At 43.4% G+C, this 16,253-nt stretch carries 15 protein-coding genes; 13 read left to right on the top strand and 2 right to left on the bottom strand.

The window, feature by feature from the left end; genetic code table 11:
* The first annotated feature begins 21 nt into the window (after nucleotides 1-21).
* From R7Z78_RS13575 to galU, 13 genes are all read left to right on the top strand, one after another.
* Nucleotides 22-1,059 carry a polysaccharide biosynthesis protein gene (locus R7Z78_RS13575; protein ID WP_169644278.1) on the top strand — a complete coding sequence of 346 codons (1,038 nt, stop codon included), beginning with the start codon at nucleotides 22-24 and terminating at the stop codon, nucleotides 1,057-1,059.
* Complete coding sequence (gene wbjC, locus R7Z78_RS13570) at nucleotides 1,060-2,163, top strand: UDP-2-acetamido-2,6-beta-L-arabino-hexul-4-ose reductase (protein ID WP_169644276.1); 1,104 nt, start codon at nucleotides 1,060-1,062, stop codon at nucleotides 2,161-2,163.
* A gap of 20 nt (nucleotides 2,164-2,183) precedes the next feature.
* Nucleotides 2,184-3,314 (top strand): non-hydrolyzing UDP-N-acetylglucosamine 2-epimerase, encoded by a 1,131-nt coding sequence (gene wecB, locus R7Z78_RS13565; protein WP_169644274.1) that lies wholly within the window; start codon nucleotides 2,184-2,186, stop codon nucleotides 3,312-3,314.
* Nucleotides 3,315-3,367: 53 nt separating this feature from the next.
* On the top strand, nucleotides 3,368-4,576 hold the full coding sequence (locus R7Z78_RS13560) for a glycosyltransferase family 4 protein (RefSeq protein WP_169644272.1): 1,209 nt from the start codon (nucleotides 3,368-3,370) through the stop codon (nucleotides 4,574-4,576).
* A complete protein-coding gene (locus R7Z78_RS13555; RefSeq protein WP_169644271.1) occupies nucleotides 4,573-5,184 on the top strand; it encodes a sugar transferase in 612 nt (203 codons plus the stop codon). The genes R7Z78_RS13560 and R7Z78_RS13555 overlap by 4 nt, the downstream gene beginning before the upstream one ends.
* Complete coding sequence (locus tag R7Z78_RS13550; RefSeq protein WP_169644269.1) at nucleotides 5,181-5,810, top strand: acetyltransferase; 630 nt, start codon at nucleotides 5,181-5,183, stop codon at nucleotides 5,808-5,810. Before R7Z78_RS13555 ends, R7Z78_RS13550 begins: the two co-directional genes overlap by 4 nt.
* A gap of 5 nt (nucleotides 5,811-5,815) precedes the next feature.
* A complete protein-coding gene (locus R7Z78_RS13545; protein ID WP_169644267.1) occupies nucleotides 5,816-6,991 on the top strand; it encodes a DegT/DnrJ/EryC1/StrS family aminotransferase in 1,176 nt (391 codons plus the stop codon).
* A 116-nt stretch (nucleotides 6,992-7,107) separates the two neighbouring features.
* Nucleotides 7,108-9,057: a polysaccharide biosynthesis protein gene (locus tag R7Z78_RS13540; protein WP_169644265.1), complete on the top strand. Its 1,950-nt coding sequence runs from the start codon at nucleotides 7,108-7,110 to the stop codon at nucleotides 9,055-9,057.
* Between the two features lie 138 nt (nucleotides 9,058-9,195).
* Entirely contained in the window at nucleotides 9,196-9,603 is a 408-nt protein-coding gene (locus R7Z78_RS13535) for an HI0074 family nucleotidyltransferase substrate-binding subunit (RefSeq protein WP_169644263.1), read from the top strand.
* Nucleotides 9,596-9,919, top strand: coding sequence for a nucleotidyltransferase family protein (locus R7Z78_RS13530; RefSeq protein WP_169644261.1), 324 nt, complete (start codon nucleotides 9,596-9,598; stop codon nucleotides 9,917-9,919). The genes R7Z78_RS13535 and R7Z78_RS13530 overlap by 8 nt, the downstream gene beginning before the upstream one ends.
* 459 nt (nucleotides 9,920-10,378) lie before the next feature.
* Nucleotides 10,379-11,545, top strand: a complete 1,167-nt coding sequence (locus R7Z78_RS13525) for a nucleotide sugar dehydrogenase (protein WP_169644259.1) — start codon at nucleotides 10,379-10,381, stop codon at nucleotides 11,543-11,545.
* A 66-nt stretch (nucleotides 11,546-11,611) separates the two neighbouring features.
* A complete protein-coding gene (locus tag R7Z78_RS13520; protein WP_169644257.1) occupies nucleotides 11,612-12,616 on the top strand; it encodes an NAD-dependent epimerase in 1,005 nt (334 codons plus the stop codon).
* Between the two features lie 54 nt (nucleotides 12,617-12,670).
* On the top strand, nucleotides 12,671-13,549 hold the full coding sequence (galU, locus tag R7Z78_RS13515; protein ID WP_169644256.1) for a UTP--glucose-1-phosphate uridylyltransferase GalU: 879 nt from the start codon (nucleotides 12,671-12,673) through the stop codon (nucleotides 13,547-13,549).
* 153 nt (nucleotides 13,550-13,702) lie between these two features.
* Here the strand turns inward: galU and R7Z78_RS13510 are convergent, their stop codons facing one another.
* Nucleotides 13,703-15,052, bottom strand: a complete 1,350-nt coding sequence (locus tag R7Z78_RS13510; protein WP_169644255.1) for an MBL fold metallo-hydrolase RNA specificity domain-containing protein — start codon at nucleotides 15,050-15,052, stop codon at nucleotides 13,703-13,705.
* 388 nt (nucleotides 15,053-15,440) lie between these two features.
* A complete protein-coding gene (gene tpiA / locus R7Z78_RS13505) occupies nucleotides 15,441-16,211 on the bottom strand; it encodes a triose-phosphate isomerase (RefSeq protein WP_017635987.1) in 771 nt (256 codons plus the stop codon).
* Nucleotides 16,212-16,253 lie beyond the last annotated feature (42 nt).

Below are 16,253 nucleotides of genomic sequence, written 5' to 3'. Positions count from 1 at the left end.
TATTAAGGTTAGGTGATTTATATGTTCAAGGATCAAGTGTTATTAATTACAGGGGGGACGGGTTCCTTTGGTAATGCAATATTAGACCGTTTTTTGGGAACAGATATTAAAGAAATTCGTATATTTTCTCGTGATGAAAAAAAACAAGATGATATGCGTAAAAAATATAATAGTGATAAACTCAAGTTCTATATCGGTGATGTCCGTGATTACCAGAGTATTTTAAATGCAACGCGTGGTGTCGACTATATTTATCACGCAGCAGCACTTAAGCAAGTACCCTCTTGTGAATTTCATCCTATGGAAGCGGTAAAAACTAACGTTTTAGGTACAGAAAATGTGCTAGAGGCGGCTATTCAAAATGAAGTGAAGCGAGTGGTCTGTTTAAGTACAGACAAAGCTGTTTATCCTATCAATGCTATGGGTATTTCAAAAGCGATGATGGAAAAGATCATTGTTGCAAAATCACGTAATGTAGATCCTAGTAAAACAGTTATATCAGCAACACGCTATGGCAATGTTATGGCATCACGTGGGTCAGTGATTCCTCTTTTCTTACGTCAAATTATCAATGGTCAACCGTTAACCGTTACAGATCCGGATATGACGCGATTTATGATGACGTTGAACGACGCGGTCGATCTAGTACTTCATGCATTTGAACATGGCACTAACGGTGATATTTTTGTACAAAAAGCTCCAGCAGCAACTATCGATGTTTTGGTAAAAGCATTGCTACAGATTACAGATAAGCCGAGCCATCAAGTGAACGTTATCGGTACTCGGCATGGTGAAAAACTCTACGAGGCACTATGTAGTCGTGAAGAAATGTTTGTGGCAGAGGATCAAGGCAACTATTACCGCATCCCATCAGACAATCGAGATCTTAACTACTCAAAATACAATGAAGAGGGTGAAAAAGATCTATCCCTTGTCGAAGATTATAACTCTCACAATACTAAACGTTTGGATGTAGAAAGCATGATTGAGCTGTTACGTAAGCTTGACTTCATTGTCGATATCGAGTCGGGAAGCTTGGTCGTACCAGAGGGCGTATAAATGAAGATTGTTGTAACAGGAGCAAAAGGTTTCATTGGAAAAAACCTTTGTGTCATGCTTCGCGAACATGGTTATGAAGACCTTGTTGAAATTGACCGTGATACCACAAGTGAGCAAACGACTCAGGCGTTAGCAGAAGCTGACTTTGTTTATCACTTAGCCGGAGTTAATCGCCCAAAAACAGAAGCGGAATTCCAAGAGGGCAACGCCGATTTTACGGATTTTGTTGTGGAGCAACTGAAAGCCAGTGGTCGAAAGACGCCTCTTGTGGTGAGCTCTTCCACTCAAGCTCTTCAAGACAATGCGTATGGACAGAGCAAACGCTCTGCAGAGCAGAGTGTTGAGCTATATGGACAAGAGAGCGGAGCGTTATTTTATATCTACCGTTTTCCTAACGTATTTGGGAAATGGTGCCGCCCAAACTACAACTCATTTGTTGCCACTTTCTGTTACAACACACTCAATGGCCTAGATATTATTATCAACGACCCTAAAGCTCCGGTAACGCTTGTTTATATCGATGACGTTTGTCGTAGCTTAATTGCTTTACTTGATGGTGCAGAGCCGAGCGGGGCCAAAGCCGTTTCACCGGAGTACCCAACTACAGTTGGTGAGGTTGCGGATTTACTGCGAGCGTTTAAAGAGAGTCGAGAGAACTTAGTTACGGAAGATGTGGGTACAGGATTAGTTCGTGCATTGTACTCGACTTACTTAAGCTATATGTCACCTGAGCAATTTAGCTATACCATCCCTAGTTATGGTGATGAGCGTGGTGTGTTTAGCGAGATGCTAAAAACAAAGCAAGCAGGCCAATTTTCTTTCTTTACCGCGCACCCTGGAATAACTCGAGGTGGGCATTATCATCATAGCAAGAATGAAAAGTTCCTTGTCTTAAAGGGTAAAGCTCGCTTTAAGTTTGAACACATTGGGAATGGGGAGCGCTATGAGCTGGAGACAGAAGGCAGTGCTCCTCAAATCGTCGAGACTGTGCCAGGCTGGTCACATGATATCACGAACATTGGTGATGAAGAGATGATCGTTATGCTTTGGGCAAATGAGATTTTTGACCGAGAAGCACCAGATACCTTTGTGTTCCCACTGTAAACCTTGAAGAGAAAACAAAAATGAAGAAATTAAAAGTCATGTCGGTGGTTGGCACGCGTCCTGAGATTATTCGTCTGTCCCGTGTGTTGGCAAAATTGGATGAGCATTGTGAGCATATTCTAGTGCACACCGGGCAGAACTATGACTTCGAGCTTAACGAAGTCTTCTTTAACGACTTAGGGGTCCGTAAGCCGGATTACTTTCTTAACGCAGCAGGCAAGAACGCGGCTGAGACGATTGGTCAGGTCATCATCAAAGTGGATGAAGTGCTGGAAGAGATAAAGCCGGAAGCTATGCTGGTCCTAGGTGATACCAACTCTTGCATTTCTGCTATTCCTGCGAAACGTCGTAAAGTGCCTATCTTTCATATGGAGGCGGGCAATCGCTGTTTCGACCAACGAGTCCCTGAAGAGACCAACCGTCGTATTGTCGATCATACCGCAGACATTAACCTTACTTACAGCACGATTGCTCGTGATTACTTGTTAGCGGAAGGGCTTCCAGCCGATCGCGTTATTAAAACAGGCAGTCCAATGTTTGAAGTGTTGAACCACTACATGCCTCAAATCGATAACTCAGACGTTCTTCAGCGCCTTGGTTTGGTGAAAGGTGAGTTCTTTGTTGTGAGTGCCCACCGAGAAGAAAATGTCGACTCACCTAAGCAGTTAGCAAAGTTAGCAGAGACGTTAAATACGGTTGCAAATCACTATGACCTCCCCGTTATAGTTTCTACGCACCCTCGTACTCGTAACCGCATTGAAGCTCAAGGACTTGAGTTTCACCAGAATATTCAATTGCTAAAGCCATTGGGTTTTCATGACTACAACCAGTTGCAGAAAAATGCCAAAGTGGTACTTTCTGACAGCGGCACCATTAACGAAGAATCGTCTATCATGAACTTCCCAGCTTTGAATATGCGCGAAGCGCATGAGCGCCCAGAAGGTATGGAAGAAGCGTCTGTGATGATGGTCGGCCTTGGAGTAGAGCGTGTGATGCAAGCATTGCAAATTCTTGAAACTCAACCAAGTGGTGATGAGCGCTTATTACGCCAAGTGTATGACTACAGCATGCCTAACGTATCAGATAAAGTTGTTCGCATTATTCATTCATATGCGGATTATGTTAAACGAGTCGTTTGGAAAGATTACTAATAAAATTTTGGCTTACGCCGAGTTGACGTAAGCCAAAAAAATGATAATTCAAAATGAAAATATTATTATTAACGCAGTGGTTTGAGCCTGAGCCTACGTTTAAAGGGCTGTTATTTGCGCAAGCTCTACGTAATGAGGGGCATGAAGTTGAAGTGCTTACAGGCTTTCCAAATTATCCTGGTGGTAAGGTTTATGATGGCTATAAGATCTTGCCTTATCAAAAAGAAATACTAGATGGAATTGTTGTTCATAGAGTGCCTCTCTACCCAAGTCATGATTCATCAGCTTTAAAACGTATTTTTAATTATGTTTCTTTTGCTGTGTCTTCCTCAATTATTGGATTGATAAAGACACGAAACATCGATGTGATTTATAGTTACCATCCTCCATTGACAACTAGCCTTTCAGCCGCATTTTTAGCTTTTTTCAAGCGCATTCCTTTTGTTGTGGATATTCAGGATTTATGGCCGGATACACTTGCAGCTACTGGGATGGTAAATAATAAAAAAGTGTTGAAAATTGTCGATAGATTTTGCCATATGGTTTATCGGCGAGCATCGAAAATTGTTGTGTTATCACCGGGCTTTAAAGAACGGTTACTATTAAAAGGGGTGCCCGAAAATAAAGTTGAAGTCATATTCAATTGGTGTAACGAACCGGCTCTAAACAATTATGAAGAATGTTCAGTAAAACTACCTTCAAATGGAAAACTAAATTTGGTTTTTGCTGGTAATTTAGGCTTTGCACAAGGTTTACCTGCCATTGTGGATGCCGCTGAACTTCTTATGGAAAAGGAGGTAGCAGTCAACATTGTTTTTGTTGGTGATGGCGTTGCTAAATCTGATGCAATTGCTAGAAGCCAGAAAAAGGGGGTAGATAATGTCTATTTTCTGCCTCGAGTACCAATGTCTCAAGTTGGCAGTTTGCTGCATGAATCTGATATTTTACTTGTTCACCTAAATGATGAAGAGTTGTTTAGAATTACAATACCATCCCGTACCCAAGCCAACTTAGCAATTGGCAAACCTATTGTTATGGGAGTGAAAGGCGATGCCGCTGATTTAATTGAAATGTCGGGTTCAGGTGTAACATGTGAGCCTAACAGCCCTGATTCATTGGCTGATGCGATTACATGGATTGCTGATAAGACATCTCTTGAGCTTGAACAAATGGGTAATAATGCAAAGAGTTTTTATTATCAAAAATTATCAGTGAAAAAAGGTGTAAAGCGCTTCATTTCTGTGTTTGAGGAGATTCGGTGAAAAGAATATTTGATGTTTTAGTATCTTTTTTTGCACTTTTAATACTTTCTCCAATTATCGGGATTGTTGCATGGAAGATTCGTAAGAACCTTGGTTCACCAGTTTTGTTTCGTCAAACTCGGCCCGGACTTGATGGAAAACCTTTTCAAATGGTGAAGTTTCGTACCATGAAGGATGCGGTCGATAAGCATGGCAACCCATTGCCTGATTCTGAGCGCATGACGTCTTTTGGTGACAAACTGAGAAATAGTAGTCTCGATGAGCTCCCTGAATTGTGGAATGTGCTTAAGGGAGATATGAGCTTGGTTGGGCCACGCCCTTTACTTATGCAGTATTTACCGCTGTATTCAAAGGAGCAAGCAAGGCGCCATGACGCACGTCCCGGAGTGACTGGCTGGGCTCAAATAAACGGTCGAAATGCGATCAGCTGGGAAGAAAAATTTGACCTAGACGTTTGGTATGTTGATAACCGAACCTTTTGGCTAGATATTAAGGTCCTGTTCTTAACAGTAAAAAAAGTCCTAATAAAAGAGGGGATCTCTGCTGAAGGGCACGTCACGATCGAGCCGTTTAGGGGATCACAAAAGCAAGATCGTAGTCATTCATGAAAAGCTGCGCTATTTTAGGAGCCAGTGGTCATGGCAAAGTTGTAGCAGAGATTGCAGAACTAAATGGCTTTACGGAAGTACACTTTTTTGATGACCGGTGGCCTGACTTATCTTGCATTGAAAGCTGGGAGGTCGTTGGAGACACTGATGCTTTAATTGATAATGTTTCAAATTATGCCAACGTTGTAGTTGCTATTGGGGACAACGAAATAAGGTTGATTAAATATAGCGTATTGTTAGATAAAGGTGCTAATAGTATTCCTTTAGTTCACCCCGACGCCATAATTAGTCGTTATGCCTGTATTGGTGATGGTAGTGTCGTGATGGCTGGTGCAGTAGTTAATCCATTTAGTCGTATTGGTAAAGCTTGTATTATTAATACTTCTTCTACTGTTGATCATGATTGCGTTATTGCAGATGGTGTACATATTAGCCCCGGAAGTCATCTCGCAGGAGCAGTCCAAGTTGGTAGAGCAAGCTGGCTTGGGATTGGTTCCAATATTAAGCAGCTCGTAAAAATAGGTTCAAATGCTGTTGTAGCAGCTGGCTCGACAGTAATCAGGGATGTTTCAGATAATCAAACTGTTGTTGGTATACCAGCAAGCCCTATTAGTCGTAAGGAATAATAATCGTGTTAAATACTTCATTCTCCCCTTGGCCTTCTTATACACAAGAAGAGGCAGATGCAATAAGCAGCGTATTGTTATCAAACAAAGTGAACTACTGGACAGGCAATGAGTGTCGAGAGTTCGAAAAAGAGTTCGCAGCTTGGGCTGGTTGTGAATATGCGATTGCTCTAGGAAACGGTACGCTTGCGCTAGATGTGGCATTAAAAGCATTTGGCGTAGGTGAGGGCGATGAAGTAATCACTACTTCGCGCACTTTTTTGGCTTCTGCTTCTGCAATTGTGACGGCCGGTGCTAATCCAGTCTTTGCGGATGTCGATCTCAATAGCCAAAATATTACCGCAGAAACCATTGCTAAAGTAGTTACAGAAAAGACCAAAGCCGTTATTGTTGTTCACTTGGCAGGCATGCCTGCTGAAATGGATGCAATTATGGCTCTCGCGAACGAACGAGGCTTCTATGTTATTGAAGACTGTGCTCAGGCACATGGCGCAAAGTACAAAGGTCGTAGCGTTGGCACTATTGGTCATATTGGTGCTTGGTCTTTCTGCCAAGATAAGATCATGACCACGGGTGGTGAGGGTGGTATGGTAACCACTAATGACGAAGCGCTATGGTCAACAATGTGGTCATACAAAGATCATGGCAAAAGCTACGATGCAATATATAACCGTGAGCACGCTGCAGGTTTCCGTTGGCTGCATGAAAGTTTTGGTACTAACTGGCGAATGACAGAGTTGCAAGGTGTGATTGGCCGTATTCAACTTAAACGTATGGCTGATTGGACAGTCAAACGTCAACAGAATGGTAAGTGTATTGATCAAGCCGTTGCAGGCTTATCGGCTGTTCGTACAGTGACGGTGCCAGATTATTGTGAGCATGCTGAATACAAGCATTATTTGTTTGTTAATCCTGAGCAGCTTAAATCGGATTGGTCTCGCGATCGTATTATCGACGAAATCAATGCGGCGGGGGTGCCTGCTTATCAAGGTAGTTGCTCTGAAATATATCTTGAAAAAGCATTTGATGGTACTCCTTGGCGACCACTTGAACGCTTGGAAAATGCAGTAGAGTTAGGTGAAACCAGTTTAATGTTTTTGGTGCACCCAACATTGACAGAAGCTGAAATGAATAAAACGTGTGAAGTTATCAGAGCTGTCTTAATTCAAGCCCAGAAATAAAATTAATGCAAAGGGCCCTTTCAAAGCCCTTTTTCTTTTCCAAAATAGCCTTTACTAAATAGTTTTGCTCTAAACTTAATATTCTATCGCTGATACTTACTAAAACTAATAATACTATGCAACGTCTACAATTTTTATGGCAGCTTTCTCGAACAAATAAGCGAATAGTCAGTGTCTTGATTGATACAGTGCTGATTTTTCTTGCTTTTCATCTTGCAATTTTGGTGCGCTCAGGCGAAACCAATTACTTCACTTACCCCACTGTATGGGGAATTCAGGTGGTTGTCACACTGATCACCGTGGTGGTATTTGCGCGGTTAGGGCTCTATCGTGCTGTACTGCGGTATCTGACCTTTCAAGCGCTGTTTGTTGTCACCGCTGGTGCAGTAGTCTCTGCTACCGTCGTTGCAGCATTGAGCTTTTACATGAGTGACCCGTTCCCAAGGACGGTGCCGATTATTTATGGCGCATTCTTAGCACTGTTTTGCGGTGGTCCTCGCGTAATTGTACGTTCCCTTGTTGCGCAAAGTTATGCGAATAACCAGAACAAAGAGGTGCTTATTTACGGTGCCGGTTCTGGTGGTCGTCAACTCGCGATGGCTTTAAGAAGCTCCGGTGAATATCGCGTTCGTGCTTTCGTTGATGACGATCCGACACTGTGCAATACCATGATTTTAGGTTTGCCCGTGTTTGCAATAGAAGATGTCATGCCTGTTATCAATAAATACGACATCTCACAAATATTACTAGCAGTACCCAGCGCGAAGCGATCTCGAAGAAAGTTGATTTTGGATGATCTTGCTAAGTTACCTGTAGAGGTCCTAACTGTGCCAGATATGACGGATATTGTATCTGGTAAGGCAAAAATTGATGAGCTCAAAGATGTCGCGATTGAAGATTTGCTAGGGCGAGATCCTGTTGCGCCGCAGCAAGTACTGCTTGAGGCAAACATCAAAGATAAAGTGGTCATGGTGACAGGCGCGGGCGGCTCTATCGGTTCTGAACTTTGTCGTCAGATTGTGGAGCAAAACCCAACAGCGATCATTTTGTTTGAGCTGTCAGAGTTCGGCTTGTACCAAATTGACCGTGAACTTAATCTTCTTAAGCAACAAAAAGGGTTGAGCTGCGACATTATTCCGCTGCTAGGCTCGGTACAAAGGCAGCACCGTCTAGAAACCATCATGGCGTCGTTTAAAGTACAAACTGTGTATCATGCTGCCGCTTATAAGCACGTCCCGTTGGTGGAATACAATGTCATCGAAGGCGTGCGTAACAATGTTTACGGTACCTACTATACGGCTACTGCGGCCATTAAAGCAGGCGTCGAATCATTTGTTCTAATTTCTACCGACAAAGCGGTGCGCCCAACCAATGTAATGGGCACAACGAAGCGAATGGCGGAGCTTGGCTTACAAGCTTTGGCTGAGCAAGAGAACGAGAAAGCGAATGGCACTCGTTTTTGCATGGTGCGCTTTGGTAACGTGCTTGGCTCGTCTGGTTCTGTAATCCCATTATTTAAAAAGCAAATCGCAGCAGGTGGCCCAGTAACGGTAACGCATCCAGATATCACGCGTTACTTTATGACCATTCCAGAGGCTGCCCAACTTGTGATTCAAGCGGGGGCGATGGGCAAAGGTGGGGATGTGTTTGTACTGGATATGGGCGAATCCGTAAAAATTACCGATCTAGCATGCAATCTTATTCAGCTTTCGGGTTTAGAAGTTAAATCACATGAAAACCCACATGGTGATATTGAAATCCAGTTTGCAGGGCTTCGACCGGGTGAGAAGTTGTATGAAGAGTTGCTGATTGGCGATAACGTTAAGCAAACCGCTCATGAGCGTATTATGACGGCGCATGAAGTCCACTTATCGTTGTCAGATTATGAATCGCTCATCAATGAACTTGATTTAGCCTGCCACGGAATGGACCATGAAAAAATTCGTTCATTGCTACTAAGCGCACCAACAGGTTTCAATCCAACTGATGGCATCGGCGATTTGGTTTGGAAGCATAACCATATTGATGAAGAGGTAATAAATATTCATCAAGCAGTCAATGAGTAAACGATGGGCACCTAGCATGGTGCCCATTTTTGTATATACGAGAGGTCGCAGCTAATGAAAGCATGACATTTTGTTCGTGTTTAGGTAGTTTAAACTCCCATGTTAAGCGGGGCCTCTCCCTACAATTAGGCGGTTATTATGAACGTAAATCCAGAACGCTGGAAGCAACGGCTACAGAACTTAATGAAAGCCCAACAAAGGCTCAAAAGAGCGTGTGATCAAGAGAGCTATAGCGAGTTGGAACTTGCAGGTCTGGTTCAAACGTTTGAGTTTTCCTTTGAGCTTACATGGAAAACATTAAAGGACTTACTTGAGTTTGAAGGCTTTGATGTCGCCTCACCACGTAGCGTGTTTCGTACTGCATTAGAGGCCAAGCATATCTCCTCAGAGCAATGTGAAACTATGCTAGAAGCGTTGATCAAACGTAATTTATTATCGCATACGTATGATGAAGAAAATGTTCTAGAAGCCCAAGCGTTGATCCTTGAGTCATTTTCCCCTGTGATTGAGCAGATCACGCAATATCTAGAGGTGAAGCGTGGATAACGGTTGTCTTGTTGACCCAACGTTGATTGGCCTTAAGGCTCACCAATATCGATTGATTAAAGATATTGTGCTCAATCATGACTTAGTCACCCGTGCTTGGGTATTTGGCTCTAGAGCGTTAGGAACCTTTAAAGATAACTCTGACATTGATATCGCCCTTGAGGGCAGGGATCTTTCGTTAAGCGTACTTGCAGGTTTACAAGATCGTTTAGAGCAGTCTTCACTGCCATTTACAGTGGATTTGGTGGTAAAGCACAAAATCACATCAACTGAACTACTTGCCCACATCGAAACGCACGGAATAAAACTTAAATAACATCAATCGCCATAAACATATTGCGATATGTATACGTTCTCTAAGGTGGAAACAGTCACTTTCCGGGCTTGTGGCTATAAGATTCCTAATCTCGCTAAGGCTCGTTGGAATGACGCCCCTCCTCATATTTAAGGGGGCGCGAAAATAGCCGTTATTCTGAACAGTGAGGAACGAACGTGATTCAGAATCTACGAGCCGAGTTTGAAAGCGTCAAGGCTACGAACTGGGATTAAGGTGTGCGGGGAATAGATTCCTAGTCTCGCCAAGGCTCCCTGGAATGACACAGTTGGTGATGATGATTCCAATTCTGTATTCGAAGCGTCCTGTATTCAAATAACTTCCTCAAAACCCATTGAAATACCCAAACCTCCAACAAACTCTTTCTAGGCCCCTAGGACCCTAGGATCTTTACTACAAATTCTGATATTCTTTAGCAAAAATAAAATGAAGGATTAACCCATGAAAATCGCAGTTGCGGGGACCGGCTATGTAGGGCTTTCTAACGCTATGTTGTTAGCCCAAAATCATGAAGTGGTCGCAGTTGATATCATCCCAGAAAAAGTCGAATTGCTGAACAACAAGCAATCGCCAATTGTGGATGCAGAGATCGAGTATTTTCTTGCCAATAAAACATTAAACTTTGTGGCAACGACAGATAAAGCATCTGCTTATCGTGATGCAGAGTATGTGGTTATTGCGACACCAACCGATTACGACCCAACCACCAATTATTTTAATACCTCTTCTGTAGAAGCCGTCATCAAAGATGTGATGGCGATTAACCCAGATGCAGTCATGGTGATCAAATCAACCGTACCAGTTGGCTATACGGCGCGCATCAAACAAGAGTTGAATTGCGAGAATATTCTCTTCTCCCCAGAATTCTTGCGAGAGGGTAAAGCGCTATACGATAACCTTTACCCATCACGTGTCATCGTTGGTGAGCGCAGTGAGCGTGCAGAAATGTTTGCAGGTTTATTAGTAGAAGGTGCAGTAAAAGAAGATATCCAAGTTCTCTTTACTGACTCTACAGAGGCAGAAGCAGTTAAACTGTTCTCTAACACTTACCTTGCTATGCGTGTGGCGTACTTCAATGAGCTAGACTCCTACGCCGAAGCACACGGTTTAGACGCTCGTCAGATCATTGAAGGTGTTGGCTTAGATCCTCGTATCGGTAATCATTATAACAACCCATCATTTGGTTATGGTGGTTACTGTTTGCCAAAAGACACCAAGCAGCTGCTTGCGAACTACCAAGAAGTGCCAAACAACATCATTGGTGCGATTGTGGATGCGAACCGTACTCGTAAGGATTTTGTGGCGGATTCTATTATTAAGCGTCAGCCAAAAGTGGTTGGTATTTACCGCTTAATCATGAAAGCGGGTTCAGACAATTTCCGCGCCTCTTCTATCCAAGGCATCATGAAACGCATTAAAGCCAAAGGCATTGAAGTGGTGGTGTATGAGCCAGTACTTAAAGAGCAAGAGTTCTTTAATTCACGCGTTATTAAAGATTTAAACGAGTTTAAACAAACGGTGGATGTGATCGTATCTAACCGTATGGTTGAAGAGCTCGCCGATGTTGCGAACAAAGTTTACACTCGCGATTTATTTGGTAGTGATTAATATTATTTAGAATAACCAAGGCCAGTTCATCAGTGACTGGCCTTTATCTTTAAAGGCTTATTTATAATGAAGTATTTAGTAACAGGTGCGGCAGGCTTTATTGGTAGCGCGACCGCAGAAAAGCTTAATGCAGCAGGTCATGAGGTTGTTGGTATCGATAACCTGAACGATTACTACGATGTGAACCTAAAACACGCACGGCTAGCCCGTATTGAAAATCCATTGTTCAAATTTGTGAATGTGGATATCGCAGATCGCGAAGCGATGGCGCAATTGTTTGCTGCAGAAAAGTTTGATCGAGTCATTCATTTAGCCGCGCAAGCCGGCGTTCGCTACTCATTAGAGAACCCACACGCGTACGCTGATTCAAACTTGGTTGGTCACCTCAATATTCTTGAGGGATGTCGCCAGAATCAAGTGCAGCATTTGGTGTATGCCTCATCGAGCTCTGTGTACGGATTAAATGCTAAAGTGCCATTTGCAACATCAGATACAGTTGATCATCCTGTTTCTTTGTACGCTGCGACAAAGAAATCCAATGAGTTGATGGCTCACAGCTATTCTCACCTTTATGATATTCCGACCACCGGTCTGCGTTTCTTTACCGTTTATGGCGCTTGGGGCCGCCCAGATATGGCACCGTTCATCTTTACCAAGAAGATTCTGGATGGCGACACCATCGATATTAATAACAATGGTGACATGTGGCGTGATTTCACCCATGTAGACGATATTGTTGAAGGTGTAGTTCGTATTGCCGACGTACTTCCAGTTCGCAATGATAGCTGGAGGGTTGAGGGGGGGACTCCGGCAAGTAGTTCTGCGCCTTACGCGGTTTACAACATTGGTCACGGCTCTCCAATCAATCTTATGGACTTTGTTAAAGCGATTGAAGATGAGCTTGGTATCGAAGCGAAGAAAAACTTCCGTGAGATGCAGCCAGGCGATGTTTATCAAACCTACGCAGATACAGAAGATCTGTTTGCTGCAACAGGTTACAAGCCACAAGTAACCGTCAAAGAGGGCGTTGCTGAGTTCGTGTCTTGGTATAAAGATTTCTACAATAAATAAATACCAAACGAGGCGAAAGCCTCGTTTTTTATGAATAGCTAGGTTAATACTCAAATGATTAAAAAGTGTCTATTTCCTGCAGCCGGTTACGGTACTCGTTTCCTACCTGCAACTAAGTCCATGCCGAAAGAAATGATGCCAGTGGTTAACAAGCCATTGATCGAATACGGTGTTGAAGAGGCCATTGAAGCTGGCATGAATGGTATGTGCATTGTCACTGGTCGTGGCAAACACTCTTTGATGGACCACTTCGATAAAAACTATGAGTTGGAACATCAAATTTCAGGAACAAGCAAAGAAGCACTGTTGGACGATATCCGTTCTTTGATTGATTCAGCGAGTTACACATATATCCGTCAACGTGAGATGAAAGGTCTTGGTCATGCTATCTTGACTGGTCGTGAGTTGGTGGGTGATGAGCCATTTGCTGTTGTACTAGCAGATGACCTTTGTGTGAATGAAGAGCAGGGCGTATTAGCGCAAATGGTTGAGCTGTACAAGCAGTTCCGTTGCTCTATCGTTGCGGTTCAAGAAGTTCCAGAAACTGAAACCCATAAATATGGTGTGATTGCTGGTGAGATTATCAAAGATGACATCTTCCGTATTGACAGCATGGTAGAAAAGCCTGAGCCAGGTACAGCACCAAGCAACTTAGCAATTATTGGTCGCTACATCTTAACTCCAGATATTTTCGAACTTATCGAAAATACAGAGCCAGGCAAAGGTGGAGAAATCCAAATTACTGACGCATTGATGCAACAAGCGCAATCTGGCTGTGTTATCGCATACAAATTTAAAGGTCAGCGTTTTGACTGCGGTAGTGTAGAAGGTTACATCGAGGCGACAAACTACTGCTACGAGAACCTATATAAAAAAGCGTCTAGTGATGAGCTTGCTAAAACACCAACCGTAAAGGTTGCTGAACCAGCATAGTTGTTCAGTCTCGTTACCAATGTGCTTTAACATGGCTTGCTGACGTACAAAGCTTAGTTAAAGCACGTTGATATTCAAATTCTTATGCTGTTTTCACTCATTAACAATAAGTAAGAACTAGATTGTATCGTTCTAATGTCGGCTGATATTAGTTTAATAAACCACCTCAATTCCCTCTGCTTCCAATTTCTCTCCTAACTCTTTTTTTGCTTCTTTCTCTCCATGTATCAAATGCAATACTTTTGGCTGTGTTGGAATACCAGTAACAAACTTCAATAAATCGCTTTGGTCTGCATGTGCAGAATATCCAGAGATGGTATGGATCTGCGCGTTGGCTTCGATTGGTTGATTATCGATATCCACCGAGTGGCTGCCTGATTGGATTTCTCGACCCAAGGTTCCTTGCGCTTGATAGCCCGCAAACAACACATCATTTCTTTTGTCTGGTAAGAGTGCTTTTAAGTAATTGACGATTCTTCCTCCTTCGCACATACCGGATGCCGCGACGACAATCGCAGGCTCATCGGTAGAGGCTAGTCGATTTACTAATGCTTGATGTTCTCGATGGTTTTCCACGGTAATGCATTGTTCAAAAGCGAGGGGATGACGATGATTGTTGAGCTTTTGTTTTGCTTCTTTTCCCCACAGTTTTTTGAAACGGCGGTAGGTCTTCGTGACTCTTTTCGCAAGCGGTGAGTCTAGGATAATTGGCAAAGAAGACGACAAGTCGCGTTGGTGAATCAGCTGTTCAATATCGAATAACAGCTCCTGTGTACGTCCTACGCTGAAAGCTGGGATCAGAATAACACCACCGTCTTGCAGTGCGTGATCGATAATGGTGTTCAAGCGCTCAGTTCGAGTGGCAATGGCTTCATGCTCTTTGTTGCCGTATGTGGACTCGATGAACAAATAGTCGGCACGCTTTGGCGGCTTTGGATCGGGTAAGAGCGGGGTATTGGACGGACCTAGATCGCCGGAAAACACGATTATTTCATGATTGGGGAGTTTGAATTCCACGTAAGCGGAACCAAGAATGTGCCCCGCAGGCTGAAAGCGCAGGTAACATTGTTTACCAAGTGGCAGCCATTGTTGGTAGTCATGGGGTTTTAGCTGTTTTTTAATGACATTGAGGACTTGTTGACGCTGATGGAAGTTCAAACCCAATTGCTGTTTTAATCCATCTTCTAGCATGAGCGGTACCAGTTCGGCTGTTGCTTTGGTGCAGTAAATGGGACCTTTAAATCCAGCAGCCAGTAACCAAGGTAGGCGTCCAATATGATCGATATGAGCGTGAGTCAGGGCTAGTGCTTTGATGTGTTTAACCGGAAACTCAATATCCAATGATGCCCTGCGGTTGCCAAAATGGATGTCTTTGCCTTGAAAGAGTCCGCAATCGATCAAGATGCTGCCGTGTGGCAGTTTCAATTCATGACAAGAGCCAGTGACGGTATGTTTCCCATCATGGTGAATCACACTGGCGATGTCTGATATTGGTGTTGTCATGTCGACTGCTCCTCCTTGAACAAGCATAGGTCAATACTAAATCTGAGGGCAGGGTAAGTGAATAGAGTTCGTTGGTTGGATGGAATTGAGTGGGAATAACTGGAAGTGCGATTAGGTTCTTTGTTTTGATGTAAGGTGTTTTTCGTTACTTAACTTTGGGTTTAACGCATGCGGTTAGTAGATTCCTGATGTCGCTTAGGCTCCTCGGAATGACGGGATTCTTATAGGTTATGTCTGTTGTTTTGTTGGTTTGATTTGGGTGCGTGCGGTTAGTAGATTCCTGATGTCGCTTAGGCTCCTCGGAATGACAGAACTCACTAGATCGTAAGTAAACAAAAAGGGATGCGTGATGCATCCCTTTGTTATTTCTGCTTAATAAAAAGCGAAATTAAGCTTTAGCTGCTGCCGCTGCTTTAGCGATAGCTACGAAGCTCTTAGCGTCTAGAGAAGCGCCACCAACTAGAGCACCGTCGATGTCTGGTTGTGAGAAGTAAGCTTCTGCGTTTTCTGGCTTAACAGAACCGCCGTATTGGATGATTACTTGTGCTGCAACTGCTTCGTCTTTCGCTGCGATTAGTGCGCGGATAGAAGCGTGGATGCGTTGTGCATCTTCAGCTGTTGCTGCTTTACCAGTACCGATAGCCCAGATTGGTTCGTAAGCGATGATTGCGCCGTTTAGAGCTTCAACACCGTAAGTGTCGATAACTGCGTTGATTTGACGTGCACATACTGCTTCAGTTTCGCCAGCTTCGTTTTGAGCTTCAGATTCACCGATACAGAAAACAGGCGTTAGACCGTTTTCTTTTAGGAAGTTGAATTTCTTAGCGATAAACTCGTCAGATTCGTTGTGGTATTCACGACGCTCTGAGTGACCAATGATGATGTGAGAAGCACCGAAGTCTTTCAGCATTTCTGGAGACATGTCGCCAGTGAAAGCACCGCTGTTATTTAGGTCAGTGTTTTGAGCACCTAGGATGATCTTGTTACCGCCTTCAACAATTAGACGCTCAGCCAGATCTAGGTAAAGTGCAGGTGGAGCTACTGCTACGTCAACACCTTCAACGCCTTCAAGCTCAGCGTTAAGACCAGTTAGCAGCTCAGTTACCATTGCTTTGCTGCCGTTTAGTTTCCAGTTACCCATCACTACAGGACGACGCATAGGAATATCTCCCTTATTTTTAATGTAAATAGTCTATTAATG

Origin of the sequence: Vibrio sp. 1167 (assembly GCF_033340375.1) — a bacterium.
Classification (GTDB): domain Bacteria; phylum Pseudomonadota; class Gammaproteobacteria; order Enterobacterales; family Vibrionaceae; genus Vibrio; species Vibrio alginolyticus.
The sequence above is the reverse complement of the archived record's forward strand: the minus strand, read 5'-3'. Positions and strand labels throughout refer to the sequence as shown.

Bases quoted from the DNA above. Each gene is read 5' to 3' on its own strand.
- R7Z78_RS13575 (WP_169644278.1), top strand. From the start codon at position 22: ATGTTCAAGGATCAAGTGTTATTAATTACAGGGGGGACGGGTTCCTTT.
- wbjC (WP_169644276.1), top strand. From the start codon at position 1,060: ATGAAGATTGTTGTAACAGGAGCAAAAGGTTTCATTGGAAAAAACCTT.
- wecB (WP_169644274.1), top strand. From the start codon at position 2,184: ATGAAGAAATTAAAAGTCATGTCGGTGGTTGGCACGCGTCCTGAGATT.
- R7Z78_RS13560 (WP_169644272.1), top strand. From the start codon at position 3,368: ATGAAAATATTATTATTAACGCAGTGGTTTGAGCCTGAGCCTACGTTT.
- R7Z78_RS13550 (WP_169644269.1), top strand. From the start codon at position 5,181: ATGAAAAGCTGCGCTATTTTAGGAGCCAGTGGTCATGGCAAAGTTGTA.
- R7Z78_RS13540 (WP_169644265.1), top strand. From the start codon at position 7,108: ATGCAACGTCTACAATTTTTATGGCAGCTTTCTCGAACAAATAAGCGA.
- R7Z78_RS13535 (WP_169644263.1), top strand. From the start codon at position 9,196: ATGAACGTAAATCCAGAACGCTGGAAGCAACGGCTACAGAACTTAATG.
- R7Z78_RS13525 (WP_169644259.1), top strand. From the start codon at position 10,379: ATGAAAATCGCAGTTGCGGGGACCGGCTATGTAGGGCTTTCTAACGCT.
- R7Z78_RS13520 (WP_169644257.1), top strand. From the start codon at position 11,612: ATGAAGTATTTAGTAACAGGTGCGGCAGGCTTTATTGGTAGCGCGACC.
- galU (WP_169644256.1), top strand. From the start codon at position 12,671: ATGATTAAAAAGTGTCTATTTCCTGCAGCCGGTTACGGTACTCGTTTC.
- R7Z78_RS13510 (WP_169644255.1), bottom strand. From the start codon at position 15,052: ATGACAACACCAATATCAGACATCGCCAGTGTGATTCACCATGATGGG.
- tpiA (WP_017635987.1), bottom strand. From the start codon at position 16,211: ATGCGTCGTCCTGTAGTGATGGGTAACTGGAAACTAAACGGCAGCAAA.